The 15,341-nt window shown below is 75.5% G+C and carries 12 protein-coding genes and 1 pseudogene; 7 read left to right on the plus strand and 6 right to left on the minus strand.

Features of this window, described 5'->3' with window-relative positions; translation table 11 throughout:
• Positions 1–142 precede the first annotated feature (142 nt).
• Together ACFQ8C_RS33315 and ACFQ8C_RS33320 are read left to right on the plus strand one after the other, a co-directional pair.
• Entirely contained in the window at positions 143–694 is a 552-nt protein-coding gene (locus ACFQ8C_RS33315) for a helix-turn-helix domain-containing protein (protein WP_383465092.1), read from the plus strand.
• Positions 691–1,434 (plus strand): helical backbone metal receptor, encoded by a 744-nt coding sequence (locus ACFQ8C_RS33320; protein WP_383465094.1) that lies wholly within the window; start codon positions 691–693, stop codon positions 1,432–1,434. The genes ACFQ8C_RS33315 and ACFQ8C_RS33320 overlap by 4 nt, the downstream gene beginning before the upstream one ends.
• Here the strand turns inward: ACFQ8C_RS33320 and ACFQ8C_RS33325 are convergent.
• Entirely contained in the window at positions 1,361–2,521 is a 1,161-nt protein-coding gene (locus ACFQ8C_RS33325; protein ID WP_383465096.1) for a TDT family transporter, read from the minus strand. The genes ACFQ8C_RS33320 and ACFQ8C_RS33325 overlap by 74 nt on opposite strands.
• Before the next feature lie 70 nt (positions 2,522–2,591).
• Here ACFQ8C_RS33325 and ACFQ8C_RS33330 point away from each other — a divergent pair, with 70 nt between their 5' ends.
• Complete coding sequence (locus ACFQ8C_RS33330) at positions 2,592–3,665, plus strand: LysR family transcriptional regulator (protein ID WP_383465098.1); 1,074 nt, start codon at positions 2,592–2,594, stop codon at positions 3,663–3,665.
• 203 nt (positions 3,666–3,868) lie between these two features.
• On the opposite strand, the gene ACFQ8C_RS33335 is transcribed toward ACFQ8C_RS33330, so the two are convergent.
• Positions 3,869–5,500 carry an amidohydrolase gene (locus tag ACFQ8C_RS33335; RefSeq protein WP_383465099.1) on the minus strand — a complete coding sequence of 544 codons (1,632 nt, stop codon included), beginning with the start codon at positions 5,498–5,500 and terminating at the stop codon, positions 3,869–3,871.
• 579 nt (positions 5,501–6,079) lie between these two features.
• Positions 6,080–6,706 (minus strand): annotated as a pseudogene (locus ACFQ8C_RS33340) (TetR/AcrR family transcriptional regulator); the annotation flags it as partial.
• Positions 6,707–6,773: 67 nt separating this feature from the next.
• Here ACFQ8C_RS33340 and ACFQ8C_RS33345 point away from each other — a divergent pair.
• Positions 6,774–8,219, plus strand: a complete 1,446-nt coding sequence (locus ACFQ8C_RS33345; RefSeq protein WP_383465101.1) for a purine-cytosine permease family protein — start codon at positions 6,774–6,776, stop codon at positions 8,217–8,219.
• Positions 8,220–8,280: 61 nt separating this feature from the next.
• Here ACFQ8C_RS33345 and ACFQ8C_RS33350 read toward each other — a convergent pair whose 3' ends face one another.
• Entirely contained in the window at positions 8,281–8,964 is a 684-nt protein-coding gene (locus tag ACFQ8C_RS33350) for a gamma-glutamyl-gamma-aminobutyrate hydrolase family protein (protein ID WP_383465103.1), read from the minus strand.
• 88 nt (positions 8,965–9,052) lie between these two features.
• Positions 9,053–9,787 (minus strand): FadR/GntR family transcriptional regulator, encoded by a 735-nt coding sequence (locus ACFQ8C_RS33355; protein WP_383465113.1) that lies wholly within the window; start codon positions 9,785–9,787, stop codon positions 9,053–9,055.
• Positions 9,788–9,880: 93 nt separating this feature from the next.
• On the opposite strand from ACFQ8C_RS33355, the gene ACFQ8C_RS33360 reads away from it, so the two are divergent.
• From ACFQ8C_RS33360 to ACFQ8C_RS33370, 3 genes are read left to right on the plus strand one after another with little or no spacing between them, the layout of a single operon-like run.
• Positions 9,881–11,245, plus strand: a complete 1,365-nt coding sequence (locus tag ACFQ8C_RS33360; protein WP_383465105.1) for a glutamine synthetase family protein — start codon at positions 9,881–9,883, stop codon at positions 11,243–11,245.
• A gap of 15 nt (positions 11,246–11,260) precedes the next feature.
• Positions 11,261–12,625: an aldehyde dehydrogenase family protein gene (locus tag ACFQ8C_RS33365; protein WP_383465107.1), complete on the plus strand. Its 1,365-nt coding sequence runs from the start codon at positions 11,261–11,263 to the stop codon at positions 12,623–12,625.
• 4 nt (positions 12,626–12,629) lie between these two features.
• Positions 12,630–13,415, plus strand: a complete 786-nt coding sequence (locus ACFQ8C_RS33370; RefSeq protein ID WP_383465109.1) for a 3-oxoacyl-ACP reductase — start codon at positions 12,630–12,632, stop codon at positions 13,413–13,415.
• 3 nt (positions 13,416–13,418) lie between these two features.
• Here the strand turns inward: ACFQ8C_RS33370 and ACFQ8C_RS33375 are convergent, their stop codons facing one another.
• Complete coding sequence (locus ACFQ8C_RS33375; protein WP_383465111.1) at positions 13,419–14,621, minus strand: amino acid deaminase/aldolase; 1,203 nt, start codon at positions 14,619–14,621, stop codon at positions 13,419–13,421.
• Between the last annotated feature and the right edge of the window lie 720 nt (positions 14,622–15,341).

Consider the following 15,341-nt stretch of genomic DNA (forward strand, 5'->3'; position numbering starts at 1 on the left):
GGCCACCCCTTTCCCGCGCTCCTTTCCGCCACCCTTTCCCACACCCTTTCCGCCACGACGCGAAACCCCGGCCCAAAGCTGCGTAAGGTGCAGGTAACCGGCAGGTACGCGACGAGGCAGCCAGCAGAGGGAGGGAGCCGCCATGGACGAGAAGGAAGCACCCCGCGTGGGCGCGGCCGTCAAGAGGCGCCGCCGGGCCCTCCAGCTCACCCTGGCCGTCGTCGCCTCCCGCAGCGGCCTCTCCGTGCCCTTCCTCAGCCAGATCGAGAACGAGCGCGCCCGCCCCAGCCGCCGCTCCCTGGAGCTGGTCGCCGAGGCCCTCCAGACCACCGCGGCGGAACTCCTCGCTGCCGCCGAGGCCGCCCGCACCGTCGACGTCGTCCGCGCCGACGAGGGCACCGCCGCCCTCCCGGACGGCGTCCGGCGCCTGGTCCGCGCCCGGCACCAGCTGCACGCCCTGGAGTTCACCGGCGAGCAGGACGCGGGCCGGGAGTTCCAGCACCGCAACGACGAGCTGCTGTACGTCGCCGACGGCGCCGTCGAGGTCGAGGCCGAGGGCCGCGCCCACCGGCTCGGCCGGGGCGACACCCTGTACCTCTCCGGCGGGGTCCGGCACCGCTGGCGCGCCACCGAACCCGGCACCCGCCTCCTGGTCGTCGCGGTCGCGGACCACGTCGAGGTGGAGGAGGAGTGACCCAGGTCAGGGGCCGGGCCCCGCGGGTCGTCTCCCTGGTGCCCTCCCTCACCGAGGCCGTCGCCGTCACCGCGCCCGGGCTGCTCGTCGGCGCCACCGACTGGTGCGTCCACCCCGCCGGGCTCGACGTCGCCCGGATCGGCGGCACCAAGAACCCCGACGTGCCCGCGATCCTCGCCCTCCGCCCCGATCTCGTCCTCGCCAACGAGGAGGAGAACCGCGCCCCCGACCTGGACGCCCTGCGCGAGGGCGGCGCCGAGGTCCTCGTCACCGAGGTCCGCACCCTCGACCAGGGGCTGGACGCCCTCGGGGACGTCCTCGCCGCCTGCGGCGCGCCCCGCCGTCCTCGCTGGCTGGCGGAGGCGGAGGAGGCCTGGGCGGCGGTCGAACCCGTCGGCGACGGGATCACCGCCGTCGTACCGATCTGGCGCCGCCCCTGGATGGTGCTCGGCCGGGACACCTTCGCGGGCGACCTCCTCGGCCGGCTCGGCGTCCGCAACCTGTACGCGGACCACCCGGAGCGCTATCCGAAGCTCCCGCTCGCCGAGCTCACCGGGGCCGGCCCGCGGCTGGTGGTCCTCCCGGACGAGCCGTACCGCTTCACGGCCGACGACGGCCCCGAGGCGTTCCCCGGGGCCGCCGCCGCGCTCGTCGACGGGCGGATGCTCACCTGGTACGGGCCGTCGCTGGCGCGGGCGCCGAGGATCCTCGGGCGGGCCCTGCGAGCAGCTCTCCGCTGACCAGACCGCGCACGGTGTGGACCCCGGCCACCAGCCAGGCCGCGACGAGGAGGACGTACAGGGCGACGGCCAGCCAGCGGAAGGCGTCGAGCCCGGTGTGGCGGGCGAGCCCCTCGGCGCCGGTGACGCAGGTGCCGACCGGGAAGGTGAAGGCCCACCAGGTCATCGCGAAGCCCATGCCGGCGCGCCGGGCCCGGACCACCATCGCCCCGGCGAGCGCCAGCCACAGCAGGGCGAAGCCCATGACGGGCACGCCGTAGAGGACGGCGAAGGCGGCGAAGCCGTGCGCGTACGACTCGGGCAGGACGCCGGCGGCGGAGTCCGCGAAGGCGTTGGCGGCGGTGGTCGACTGGCCGAGCGGTCCGAGGACGAGGAAGAGCGTCGGGGTCAGCGCGAGGGGCAGCGGACCGGTGAGGACCAGCCGGCCGAAGACCAGCGGCAGCATCACCAGGGTGGCCAGCAGGCTGATCCCGAACATCGCGTAGCAGGCGAGGAGGAGGGTCTGGCGGGCCTGTCCCTCGGGCAGGTGGGGGAGGAGCAGCGGGCCGAGCGCGGCGGAGACCATGGGCGCGACGACGGGCAGCAGCCAGACCGGGGAGGCGTGCTCGATCCGGTGCCGCACCACCATCAGGTACGGCACGGCGACGGCCGCCGCCAGTCCCACGGCGGTGCCGGCGGTGAACAGGACGGCGTCGAGGGCGACCGCCGCGGGCAGCCCGATCCAGTCCCGGCCGAGCGTCAGCGTGCCGCCGCCGACGGCGAGCAGCGCCATCGACAGACAGCCGTAGAAGGGGGCGACCGCGGGGTCGAGGAGATGGGCGCGGGCCTGGTCGCGGTGGTGGCGCCAGTGCGCGGCCCGGGCGGTGAGCAGGGTCAGCAGCATCGCGAGCGAGAGCGCCCAGACGGCGGTGCAGACGGTACGGAGGCCGGGCACCGCGATCGGGAGCGCGGCGCCCGCGGTGCCGACGACGGAGGTGCCCATCACGGAGGCGTACCAGTTGGGCCCGAGGTGACGGACTGTGCGGGACGCCCGGAGGCCGGGGGTGGTGGCCCCGAGGAGGGTGCCGGTAGGTGCGAGGCTTGCCATGGCTCCACCGTCGCCCCCGCGCACGTCCCCCACCAGGGATCATGTGGCTATGACGTCATAAGCTGGCTTTATGAGCGGGCGGCAGCGGGACGAGAGCGCGGGCTCCGGTACGGGTGTGGGTACGGGCACGGGTGCGGGGTCCGGCACCGGGGCGGGCTCCGGTACGGGGACGGGCTCCGGAAGCCGTGGGGGCTCCGGTACGGGTACGGGTTACGGGACCGGGGCGGGCTCCGGCGGGGTGACCGCGCACCTGTCCCACCGCGTCCCCGACCTCGGCGCCCTCGAACTGCTCCTCGCCGTCGCCCGGCACGGCAGCCTCGGCGCCGCCGCGCGCGAGGTGGGGATCACCCAGCCCGCGGCCAGCAGCCGGATCCGCTCCATGGAGCGTCAGCTCGGCGTGGCGCTCGTCGACCGTTCGCCGCGCGGATCCCGGCTGACCGACGCGGGCGCGCTGGTCACCGACTGGGCGCGGCGGATCGTGGAGTCCGCGGAGGCGTTCGACGCGGGGGTGCAGGCGTTGCGGGGCCGCCGGGACTCGCGGCTGCGGGTGGTCGCGTCCATGACGATCGCCGAGTACCTGCTGCCGGGATGGCTGATCGCGCTGCGCGCGGAGCGGCCCGACACGGCGGTCTCGCTCCAGGCGGGGAACTCGGCGGTGGTCGCGGAGCGACTGCTCGCGGGGGAGGCGGACCTCGGGTTCGTGGAGGGCCTCGCGGTGCCGGACGGCCTCGACGGCACGGTCGTCGCCCACGACCGGCTGGCCGTGGTCGTGGCGCCCTCGCATCCGTGGGCCCGCCGCCGGAAGCCGATCGAGCCGGCCGAGCTGGCCGCCACCCCGCTCGTGCTGAGGGAACACGGCTCGGGCACCCGGCAGGTCCTCGACGCGGCGCTCGCCGGGCACGGCGGGCTCGCCCGGCCGCTGCTGGAACTGGCCTCCACCACCGCCGTGAAGGCGGCGGCGGTCAGCGGCGCGGGCCCGGCGGTCCTCAGCGAACTGGCGATCGCCGAGGAACTGTCCTCCCGCCGTCTGGTCGCCGTCCCGGTCGCGGGCGCGCGCCTCGCCCGCGACCTGCGCGCCGTCTGGCCGACGGGCCACCGCCCGACCGGCCCGGCCCGGGACCTCCTGACCCTGACGAGGTCCTGACCCTGATCAGGCCTGACCCCGACGAGGCCTGACCCCGACGAGGCCGGGCCGTGAGGAGGCCTGGCCGTGCCGTGAGTCCGACCCTGCCGCGGGTCCGACCCTGCCACGGGTCTGATTCCGATACGGGTCCGCCCCCGACGCGGGCCTGGCCGGGCCGGGGCGCCGGGATCAGGGCCCGGGGCGGCGGAGCGCGGAGGGCGTGGTCACAGCCCGGGCGCGCGGTGGGTGAGGCGGCCGTCGACGGCCGTCAGGAGGACCGGGACGTCCGGGAGTTCCGCGGCCGGGGTGGTCAGGGGGTCGGCGGCCAGGACCGTCAGGTCGGCGCGGTGCCCGAGGGCGAGACCGCCGGAGATCCCTTCCTCGCCCGCCGCGTAGGCCGCGCCGGTCGTCAGGCCGCGCAGCGCCTCCAGGGCGGTCAGCGCCTGCTCGGGGCCGTGCGGCGGCTGGGCCAGGTCGCGGGTCGGGCGGCGGTGCACGGCGCCGGCCAGCACGCCCAGCGGCGGGAACGGGGCGATCGGCCAGTCCGAGCCCAGCACCACGGTCGCCCCGGAGTCCACCAGGTCCCGGCAGCGCCAGGCGCGCCCGGCGCGCTCCTCGCCGAGTCGGCGGGACCAGTTGTCGGTGTGGTCGGCGCGGGTGAAGTCGCAGCAGTGGGTGGGCTGCATGGAGGCGACCACGCCGAGCTCGGCGAAGCGGCGCAGGGTGTCGTCGGGGACGGTCTCGATGTGCTCGACCCGGTGGCGTACCGCCGGGTCGCCGCCGGTCGCCCGGGCCTTCTCGACCGAGTCGAGGACGTGCCGGACGGCCGCGTCGCCGATGGCGTGGGTGGCCGTCGGCACCCCGGCCCGGTGCAGGGCGCCGATGATCTCCGCGTACGCCTCGGGCTCCGGCCAGAACGCGTGGGTGGACTCGCCGTGGCAGTCGGGGCGCTCCAGCCAGGCCGTGCCGTTGTCGATGGTGCCGTCCATGAAGAGCTTCACGCCGGCGACCTGCCACAGGGCGCCGCTCCGGCCCTGGAGCGAGATCAGTTCCCGCACTCCGAGGGCGTCGGTGCCGGGCTGGCACCAGGGGGCCACGCGCAGCCGCAGCGGCAGCCGGCCGGCGGCGTCGAGCTCGGTGAAGAGGTCGAGGCTGTCGCCGTTGGCGTCCATGACGTGCCCGCCGGTCAGTCCGGCCGCCGCCATCGCGTCGAGCGCCGAGGCCAGCCGCTCCAGGCGTTCGGCGTGGGTGGGCTGCGGGGCGACCCGTTCGACCAGCGCGCAGGCGGCGTCCTCCTGGAGCAGCCCGGTGGGGCGCCCGTCGGCGTCGCAGACGATCTCGGCGGACGCCTGGGCGAAGACGCGGGGGCCGTCGATCCCGGCGAGTTCGAGGGCGCGGCGGGAGGCGAGGGCGGAGTGGGCGTCGAAGAGCAGCAGGAAGGCGGGGACCCCGTCGAGGACGGTGTCGAAGGGGGCGACGCCGACGGGTCCGTCACCGAAGACGTTCGGGTCGAGGCCCCAGGCGAAGAGCCAGTCGCCCCGCCGCAGCGCGCGCACCTCCCGCGCCAGCGCCTCCCGTACGTCCCCGAGCCCGGTACAGGCGGAGAGGTCGAGACCGCCGGTCAGCTCGGCGCCGGTGACGGGGTGCACGTGCCCGTCGACGAGGCCGGGCGTGACGACGGCGCCCTTGAGGTCGACGACGGTCGTCGCGGCTCCGGCCAGCGCCCGCACCTCCCGGTCGTCGCCGAGCGCGGAGATCCGCCCGTCCTCGCCCACGGCGAGCGCGCTCGCCGCGAGGAACCCCCCGGTGGCGGGGTCGAGCAGACGTGCGGAGTGGATGACGAGTCGGCTGGACACGGTGACGCTCCTTGCGGTGGTGGTACGGGAAGAGGGTGATCACAGGGGGTACGGGCTCCGCCCCGCCGCCCGGCGGGCGGTCCGGCCCGGTCCGGCAGCCCGCCGGCCGCTGGCCGCCGGTCGTCGGTCGCAGCCCGCTGGCCGCCGGCCGCCGGGCAGCCAGGGAGCGCCCGCTGGTTCGCGACCGCCAGGGGGCCCGGGGGCGGCCGGACGGCCGGGGCCGACCGCCGGTCCTCGGCGTCGGGCTCCGTCCGTGGTCGTCGGGGAGGGGGCCGGCGGTCACCGGACCGCCTCCGGACGTCGGGCCCCTGCGCCTCCGGGCACCGCCGGCCGACGGCCGGCCCCGCGTCGTCAGCCGTCGAGGTGCCGTGGGGCGGCGCCCGCCGTGCCGGGGGCCTCGGCCGCCGCGGCTTCGGCCGCGGCGGTCTTCGCCGCTGTCTCCGTCACGGCCTCCGTCAGCGCGGCCTCCGCCACGGTCGCCGCCTCCGCCGCCACGGTCGCCTCGGCCGTTGTGCGCGCCGTCGCCGACGCGGCCGCCTCCGTGGGGGAGTAGACGAGCGGGAGGGTGCCGGTCGCGCCGGGTGCGTCGAGGGTGCCGTGGGGCAGGGAGAGGGCGCGTTCCGCGGTGGTGAGGGCCATGCGGGCCACGGCCTCGGGGAGGTCGGAGCGGTCGGTGTTGGCGTGGGCGCCGAGGCCGTCGAGGACGACGAGGATCTGGATGGCCGCCGCCCGCGGGTCCTCCGTGCGGAACTCGCCGTGGGCGACGCCGTCGTGGATCAGCCGATCCAGGCGGTCGTCGGAGGCGAGCTCCATCTTCCGGACCACGTCCCGCAGGACCGGCCGGTAGCGGCTCAGGTGCCGGGCGTTGATCCAGAGGCGGCTGATGTCGTCGTAGGCGTCGCCGGACGACAGCGCGAAGTACCGGGCCAGGTACTGCGCGGGGGTGCCGTCCGGGCGCTCGGCCGGCAGCAGGGTGTCGAGTTCGCCGAGGGCCGCGACCGAGAACGCCTCGGCCACCAGATCCTCCGCCGAGGGGAAGTAATGGCTGATCAGGCCGGGCCTGACCGCCAGTTCCTCGGCGACCCGCCGCAGGGTGACGCACTCCAGTCCCTCGGTGAGGGCGATCCGTGCGGCGGTCGCGACGATCTCCGCCCGCCGGGCCTCGGGTGATTTCCGGATTCGCTTGCGCTGGACGCTTGACGACATACCGGCGATGCTATTGAGTGTGCGACCAATAAGCAACCAGGTGGGCAATCACGCACCGGAGGGCCGCATGGCTTCCACGATCCCCGACCCGCGCCCCGGGACAGAGCGCGAGCGGGCACCCCTGCCGGCCGGCGACAGGCCAGGCCGCGTCGAGGCCCACGGCATCGACCACATCCCGGACGCCGAGCGCCACGGACACCCCCGTGAGCTCTTCTCCGTCTGGGCGGCGGCGAACGTCAACTACCTCAGCCTCGTCATCGGCGGCGCCCTCGTCCTCATGGGGCTCGACCTCCTGCAGGCGATCGGCGTGATCGTGGTCGGCAACCTCTTCTGGGTGCTCACCGGCGTGCTCGCCACCTCGGGCCCGGCCGCGGGCGCGCCCAGCGAGGTCATCACCCGCGCCCTCTACGGCGTCCTCGGCAACCGCGTGAACAACGCGGTCGGCGGCTGGCTGGTCTCCGTCTGCTACTTCGCCCTCAACCTGGCCGCCGCCGCGGCCGCCGCCTTCGCGCTCGTCGAGGAGGCCGGCATCCCGGCGAACATCCCGGTGAAGACCGTGGTCGTGGTGGTCATCGCCGCCCTCACGCTGACGATCAGCGTCTACGGCCACGCGCTGATCATCAAGCTCTACCTGCCGATCACGCTGGCCCTGAGCGCGGCCTTCGCCGTCGTCGCCGTCGCCGTGTTCCGTCACGCCGACTTCGCGTACGCCCCGGCCGAGCCGCTCTCCGGCCTCTCCCTGTGGGCGGTGCTCCTCGCGGGCACCACGATGATCGCCTCGGGCCCGCTCTCGTACACGACGAGCGCCGACTTCTCCCGCTACCTGCCCCGCGACAGCTCCCCGCGCGCGATCGCCCTCTGGACCGCGCTCGGCGCGTTCGTGCCCAGCGTCGTGGTCTGCTCGCTCGGCGCCTTCGCCGCCACCGCCGTCGACATGTCGGACCCCCAGACGGCGCTCCAGGAGATCCTGCCGGGCTGGTTCGTGCCGGTCTTCCTGCTCTCCCTGGTCCTCGGCACCATCGCCATCAACGCCCTCACCGCCTACAGCGCGGGACTCGCCCTCCAGGCCGTGGGCCTGCGGATCCGCCGCACCGTCAGCGTCCTCTTCGACGGGGCCGTCGCCGTCGCCCTCACCCTCTACGCGCTGCTGGTCTCCAACTTCCTGGACACCGTCAGCAACGCCCTCCAGGTGATCACGGTCCTCACCGGCCCGATGATGTGCGTCTACGCCACCGACATCGTGCTGCGCCGCCGCCGCTACGACACCGCCGCCCTCGGAGACGAGACCCCGGGCAGCCCCTTCTGGTACTCCGGCGGCGTCAACCCGGCCGGTACGACGGCCCTCCTCGGAGGTCTCGCCGCCGGCGCCCTCTGCGTCGACAGCGTCTACACCGGGCCGGTCGCCGCCGCCGTCGGCATGGACCTCTCGCTGCCCGTCGGCATGGCCGTCGCCACCGCCCTCTACGTGCTCCTCGGCCGCCGCGCCGTCGCCGCCACCACCCCCGCCGCCTGACCGCGGCCCCCGAACCGCGGGGCGGCCGGACCGCCCACCCCGGCCGCCCCGCGCCCTCCTCTCACCGTCGCGCGGCCGCCTCCACCAGGCCCCGTACGACCCGGAGGTCCTCGCCCATCTCCGGGTGCCACTGCACCCCGAGGACCCACGCCGGCTCCGCCAGCTCCACCGCCTCCACCGTGCCGTCCTCCGCGTGGGCCGAGGCCGCGAGCCCCGCGCCGAGCCGGTCCACGGCCTGGTGGTGGTAGGTCGGCACCTCGGCGAGCTCGGGGACGAGGGAGGCGTAGAGCGTGCCCGGCACCGGTTTCACCGGGTGACGGCCCATCACCCCCTCCGCCTCCACGTGCCCGTCCAGGTGCTGCGTCAGCGTCCCGCCCAGGGCCACGTTGAGCAGCTGCATCCCCCGGCAGACACCGAGCAGCGGGGTGCCGGAGGCGAGCGCCGCGTCGATCAGCGCCAGTTCCCAGGAGTCCCGCTCCCGCGCCGGCGGACCGGTCCGCGGGTCGGGCTCGGCCCCGTACCGTACGGGCTCCACATCCGCACCGCCCGCCACCACGAGACCGTCGAGCCGGGCGAGGACGGCCGCCGCCGCGGCGGGCTCGTCCGGCGGGAGCATCGCCACCAGGCCGCCGCCCTCCCTCACGTACCGCGGGTACCGCGCGGACAGCAGCGCCGCCGGCATGTCCCACACCCCCCAGCGCGCCCGGTCGAGATAGGTCGTCACACCGATGAGCGGCTTGGTCACGGGGCTGCCTCCTGGAGTTCGCGGTCCGTGCGCCGACTGTAGGACCCGAGGGCCGGACCCGGGGAGCAATGGACCGGCGACCTACCTTTCACGCCAGGAAGCCGCGCAGCAGCGCCGCCGTCCCCGCGCAGTGCTCCCGCATCACCTCGCGCGCCGCGTCCGCCTCCCCTTCCAGGACCGCCTCCACCAGCGCCGTGTGCTGGCGCTGGGAGTGCTCCAGGTTGCGCACGAGGAGCGGGATGCAGTCGAGCAGGTCGTTGACGGTCGCGCGGACGGCCGCGTAGTGGGCCGTCAGGCTGGGGGAGCCGGAGAGCTCGGCCAGCGTCAGGTGGAGCAGCGTGTCCTGGCGGCGGTAGTCGGCCGGCGGCGCGTCACGGGTGGCGGCGAGCGCCGTCCGCAGCCGCTCCCCGCCGGCCTCGTCCAGGCCCTGCGCGGCGCACAGCCCGGCCGCGCCCACCTCCAGGACCTCCCGGAAGCGCAGCGCGTCCTCCATGTCGACGGCGGTGATCCGGCGGCGCAGCTCCGCCTCGTCGGGACCCTGCCGGCGGGGCAGGACGAACGTGCCGCCGTAGCGGCCGCGCCTGCTCTCCACCAGGCCCTGCTCCCGGAGCACCTTGAGGACCTCGCGCAGCGTCACCCGGCTGATCCCCATCCGCTCGGCCAGCTCCCGTTCGGCGGGCAGCCGTTCGCCGTCGGGGACCAGGCCCAGGCGGACCACCTGGAGGAGCTGTTCCAGGGCCTCCTCGAAGCCGTTGCCGGCCCGGACCGGGCGCAGCACGGGCGTCAACCGGTCGGCGGGACCCGCCGGTTCACTCGTACGGATCACTTCTCGCCGCCCCTTCCCCTGACACTTCCCAAGCAATGGTCTCGGCCCATACCTTATGACTCCCGGCAGCCGAACGAGGAGAGTCGTCCCGTGGCAGACCGCACACCCCCGCTGACCGTCGAGGAGCTGCGCTCCCTCGTGGTGGCCGGCGAGATCGACACCGTCGTCCTGGCCTTCCCCGACATGCAGGGCCGGCTCCAGGGGAAGCGCTTCGCCGCCCCCTTCTTCCTCGACGAGGTCCTCGCCCACGGCACCGAGGGGTGCAACTACCTCCTCGCCGTCGACACCGAGATGAACACCGTCGACGGCTACGCGATGTCCTCCTGGGACAGCGGCTACGGCGACTTCGCCATGCGCCCCGACCCGGCCACCCTGCGCCGCGTCCCCTGGAACGAGGCCACCGCCCTGGTCACCGCCGACCTGACCTGGGCCGACGGCTCGCCCGTGGTCGCCGCGCCGCGCCAGATCCTCCGCCGGCAGCTGGACCGCCTCGCCGCCCACGGCCTGACCGCCCACGTCGGCACCGAGCTGGAGTTCATCGTCTTCAGGGACACCTACGAACAGGCCTGGGACGCGGGCTACCGGGACCTCACCCCGGCCAACCAGTACAACATCGACTACTCCGTCCTCGGCACCGGCCGGATCGAGCCCCTGCTGCGCCGGATCCGGAACGAGATGGCCGCCGCCGGGCTGACCGTCGAGTCCGCCAAGGGCGAGTGCAACCCCGGCCAGCACGAGATCGCCTTCCGCTACGACGAGGCCCTCGTCACCTGCGACCAGCACGCCGTCTACAAGACCGGCGCCAAGGAGATCGCCGCCCAGGAGGGCGTCTCGCTCACCTTCATGGCCAAGTACAACGAGCGCGAGGGCAACTCCTGCCACATCCACCTCTCCCTCGCCGACGCCACCGGCGGGAGCGTGATGGCCGGCGACGACCCGCACGGCATGTCCCCCGTCATGCGGCACTTCCTCGCCGGGCAGCTCGCCGCCCTCCGCGACCTCACCCTCCTCCTCGCCCCCAACGTCAACTCCTACAAACGGTTCCAGCCCGGCTCCTTCGCCCCCACCGCCGTCGCCTGGGGCCACGACAACCGCACCTGCGCCTTCCGGGTCGTCGGCCACGGCCCCTCCACCCGCTTCGAGAACCGCGTCCCCGGCGGCGACGTCAACCCCTACCTCGCCGTCGCCGCGATGATCGCCGCCGGCCTCCACGGCATCGAGCGGGGCCTCGAACTCCCCCCGCCCTGCCCCGGGAACGCCTACGCCGCCGACCTCGCCCACGTCCCCACCACCCTGCGCGAGGCCGCCGAGCTCTGGGAGACCAGCGAGATCGCCAAGGAGGCCTTCGGCGCCGAGGTCGTCGCCCACTACCGCAACATGGCCCGCGTCGAACTCGCCGCCTTCGACGCGGCGGTCACCGACTGGGAACTGCGCCGCTCCTTCGAACGCCTCTGAGAGGAACGACAGCCGTTGCTCACCGAACTCCGGGTACTGAACCCGGCGACCGAGGAACTCGTCGCCACCGTCCCCGCCGCCACCCCCGCCGACGTCGACGCCGCCGTCACCCGGGCCGCCGCCGCGCAGACCGGGTGGGCCGCCGCGGCCCCCGCCGACCGGGCCCGGCTGCTGCGCCGCTTCGCCGCCACCGTCGACGCCCACACCGAGGAACTCGCCCTGCTGGAGGTCCGCGAGGCCGGCCACACCCTCGGCAACGCCCGCTGGGAGGCGGGCAACGTCCGCGACCTCCTCGACTACGCGGCCGGGGGAGCGGAGCGCCTGAACGGCCGCCAGATCCCCGTCCCCGGCGGCCTCGACGTCACCCTCCTCGAACCCCTCGGCGTCGTCGGCGTGATCGTGCCCTGGAACTTCCCGATGCCGATCGCCGCCTGGGCCACCGCACCCGCCCTCGCCGCCGGCAACGCCGTGATCCTCAAACCCGCCGAGACCACCCCGCTCACCGCGCTGCGCCTCGCCGAACTCGCCCTGGAGGCCGGCCTCCCCGAGCACCTCCTCCAGGTCCTGCCCGGCGAGGGCCCCGTCGCCGGCGAGGCCCTCGTCGGACACCCCGGCATCGCCAAGATCGTCTTCACCGGCTCCACCCGCACCGGCAAGCGGATCATGACCAAGGCCGCCGACCAGGTGAAGCGCCTCACCCTCGAACTCGGCGGCAAGAGCCCCAACATCGTCTTCGCCGACGCGGACATCGAGGCGGCGGCCGCCGCGGCCCCCATGGCCTTCCTCGACAACAGCGGCCAGGACTGCTGCGCCCGCACCCGCGTCCTCGTGCAGCGGAGCGCGTACGACCGCTTCCTGGAACTCCTCGCCCCGGCCATCGAGGAGACCGTCGTCGGCGACCCGCTCGACGAGCGGACCCGGATGGGGCCGCTGATCTCCCGCGCCCAGCTCGACCGGGTGCGCTCCTACGTCCCCGAGGGCGCGGAGGCCATCGTCGGCAAGGCGCCCGAGGGGCCCGGCTTCTGGTTCCCGCCGACCGTCCTCACCGGCGTCCCCGAGGACGCCCCCTGCGCCGTCGAGGAGATCTTCGGCCCCGTCGCCGTCGTCCTCCCCTTCGACGACGAGGCCGACGCGATCCGGCTCGCCAACGCCACCCCGTACGGCCTGTCCGGCTCGATCTGGACGCGTGACGTCGGCCGCGCCCTGCGCGCCTCCCGCGCGGTCCGGGCCGGCAACCTCTCCGTCAACTCCCACTCCAGCGTCCGCTACTGGACCCCCTTCGGCGGCTTCCGGCAGTCCGGCCTCGGCCGCGAACTCGGACCCGACGCACTGACCGCCTTCACCGAGACCAAGAACGTCTTCATCAGCACGGAAGGCTGACCGCATGACCACCGTAGAGAACGTCTGCCGCCGGCTCGTCGGCCGCACCGCCGTCATCACCGGCGCCGGCAGCGGCATCGGCCTCGCCACCGCCCACCGGCTCGCCTCCGAGGGCGCCCACGTCGTCTGCGGCGACATCGACGAGCGGGCCGGGAAGGCGGCCGCGGAGGCCGTCGGCGGCACCTTCGTCAAGGTCGACGTCACCGACCCGGAGGAGGTCGAGGCGCTCTTCCGCATCGCCTTCGAGACCTACGGCTCCGTCGACGTCGCCTTCAACAACGCCGGCATCTCCCCGCCCGACGACGACTCCATCCTGGAGACCGGCCTGGAGGCGTGGAAGCGCGTCCAGGACGTCAACCTCACCTCCGTCTACCTCTGCTGCAAGGCGGCCCTGCCGTACATGCGGCGCCAGGGCAGGGGCTCCATCATCAACACCGCCTCGTTCGTGGCGATCATGGGCGCGGCGACCAGCCAGATCTCCTACACCGCCTCCAAGGGCGGCGTCCTCGCCATGTCCCGCGAGCTCGGCGTCCAGTTCGCCCGCGAGGGCATCCGGGTCAACGCGCTCTGCCCCGGACCGGTCAACACCCCGCTCCTCCGGGAGCTGTTCGCCAAGGACCCGGAGCGGGCCGCCCGCCGGCTCGTGCACATCCCGGTGGGCAGGTTCGCCGAGGCGGAGGAGATCGCGGCGGCCGTCGCCTTCCTCGCGAGCGACGACTCCTCGTTCGTCAACGCCTCCGACTTCCTCGTCGACGGCGGCATCTCGGGCGCGTACGTGACCCCGCTGTAGGCGTCAGAGGAAGGTCCGGCCCTCGCCCCGGTAGGTGGGGACCGTGTCCACCACACGGTCCCCCGCCACGAGGCGCAGGGCGTCGAACCGCTCGCACAGCTCGCCGGCCTTGGCGTGCCGGAACCACACCTTGTCGCCGATCCGCAGGTCGTCGGCCGGCGAACCGAGCAGCGGGGTCTGCACCTCGCCGGGCCCCTCCTGCGGGTCGTAGTGCAGCCCCTCCGGGAGGTACGGGACGGGCAGCCGGTCCCGCCCGGCCGCGCCGGACGCCGGATAGCCGCCGCCGAGCACGGTGACGCAGCCGACGCCGGGCCGCCGCACCACGGGCAGCGCGAAGAGCGCCGCCGGGCGGCCGCTGAAGGACGAGTAGCCGTCGAAGAGCCGCGGCACGTACAGCCCGGAGCCGGCGGCGATCTCGGTGACGGCGGCCTCGGCGGCGGTGTGCTGGACGCTGCCCGTGCCGCCGCCGTTCACGAACTCCAGGTCCGGCGCCACCGCCCGTACGACTCCGACCACCGCCGCCCGGCGCTCGGCCAGCTCCCGGCGGGCCACCGCCTGCATCGCCCTGACCGCCCGCGACCGCAGCGGCCGGCCGCTCACCGCGTCGCCGACACCCGCCACGTGCCCCTCGTACGCCATCAGGCCGACCAGCCGGAACCCCGGCCGCCGCCCCACCGACCGGGCCAGCTCCGCCAGCTGGGCGGGGGTCCGCGACGGGGACCGCCGGGCGCCGATCCGCACCCGGCCGCCCAGCAGGCGCAGCGCCGTGTCCATCTCCAGACAGACCCGCACCTCCTCGGTGCCGCCGGCCCGGGCCGCGTCGATCAGGTCGAGCTGCGCCACGTCGTCGATCATCACGGTCACGGCCGCGGCGAGCTTCGGATCCCGGGCGAGCTCCGCGTAGCCGGCCCGGTCGGCCGACGGATAGGCGAGCAGGACGTCCTCGAAGCCGGCCCGCGCCAGCCACAGCGACTCCGCGAGCGTGAACGACATGATCCCGGCGAAGCCGTCCCGCGCCAGCACCCGTTCAAGGAGGGCCCGGCACCGCACGGACTTGCTCGCCACCCGGATCGGCTTCCCGCCGGCACGCCGGACCAGATCGTCCGCGTTCGCGTCGAAGGCCTCCAGGTCGACGAGCGCCAGCGGCGCGTCCAGAGCGGCGGTGGCCCGGTCGTACCGGGCCCGGTCGGCGGCACGGGGAGTCATGGCCCGAGCTTGCCAGACCGTCAGGAGGGCCGGTACCCCTCGGTTCCCGCCCGGCGGGGAACAGCCCGTAGAGTGACGGGCATTGTCGGCGGGAGCAGGGGGCGGGATGACCAGCGAGCAGAACCCCCGCGCGCCCCGCGTCACGGAGACCCTCCCGCCGCCCGCGGCCACCCCCGCCGAACCCCGGTCGGCAGCCCCCGCGAAGCCCCCCACGAGCGCCCTCTCGGCCCTCACCACCGACCTCGCCCCACCCCCCGCGGAGCCCCCGCCCCCGCGCGCGAGCACCGCCCCGACAGCGCCCCCGCGCCCCGCGTCCGTCGCGCCCTCCCGCCCGGAGTCCGCCCCGACCCAGGCCCCGGCCCCGCGCCCCGCGTCCGTCGCGCCCTCCCGCCCGGAGTCCGGCACGACCCAGGCCCAGGCCCAGGCCCCGGCCCCGCGCCCCGCGTCCGTGACGCCCCCGCGCCGGGAGCCCGGTACGGCTCCTGTGCCGCGCCCCGCGACGGGTCCGGACCCGCTGCCCCCGGCCGACGTCCCGCACCGGCCGTCCGCGTCGCCGCCCGTCCCGCGTCCCGCGACCGGTCGGGCCGCCCCGGCCTCGGCCCCGGTCCGGCCCGCGCGGCCGCCCGCGACCCCGCCTCCCGCCCGTTCCGCGACCGCCCCTCCCGCCCCTCCGACGGCCGCCCCCCGCCGCCCGTCCGGGGGGTCCCCGCTGCCCCCGGC

This window comes from Streptomyces sp. NPDC056503 (assembly GCF_042794995.1).
GTDB lineage: Bacteria > Actinomycetota > Actinomycetes > Streptomycetales > Streptomycetaceae > Streptomyces.

What these genes read in the sequence shown, in the direction of transcription:
- ACFQ8C_RS33315 (WP_383465092.1), top strand. Translation starts at nt 143, where the DNA reads ATGGACGAGAAGGAAGCACCCCGCGTGGGCGCGGCCGTCAAGAGGCGC.
- ACFQ8C_RS33330 (WP_383465098.1), top strand. Translation starts at nt 2,592, where the DNA reads ATGAGCGGGCGGCAGCGGGACGAGAGCGCGGGCTCCGGTACGGGTGTG.
- ACFQ8C_RS33325 (WP_383465096.1), bottom strand. Translation starts at nt 2,521, where the DNA reads ATGGCAAGCCTCGCACCTACCGGCACCCTCCTCGGGGCCACCACCCCC.
- ACFQ8C_RS33345 (WP_383465101.1), top strand. Translation starts at nt 6,774, where the DNA reads ATGGCTTCCACGATCCCCGACCCGCGCCCCGGGACAGAGCGCGAGCGG.
- ACFQ8C_RS33375 (WP_383465111.1), bottom strand. Translation starts at nt 14,621, where the DNA reads ATGACTCCCCGTGCCGCCGACCGGGCCCGGTACGACCGGGCCACCGCC.
- ACFQ8C_RS33370 (WP_383465109.1), top strand. Translation starts at nt 12,630, where the DNA reads ATGACCACCGTAGAGAACGTCTGCCGCCGGCTCGTCGGCCGCACCGCC.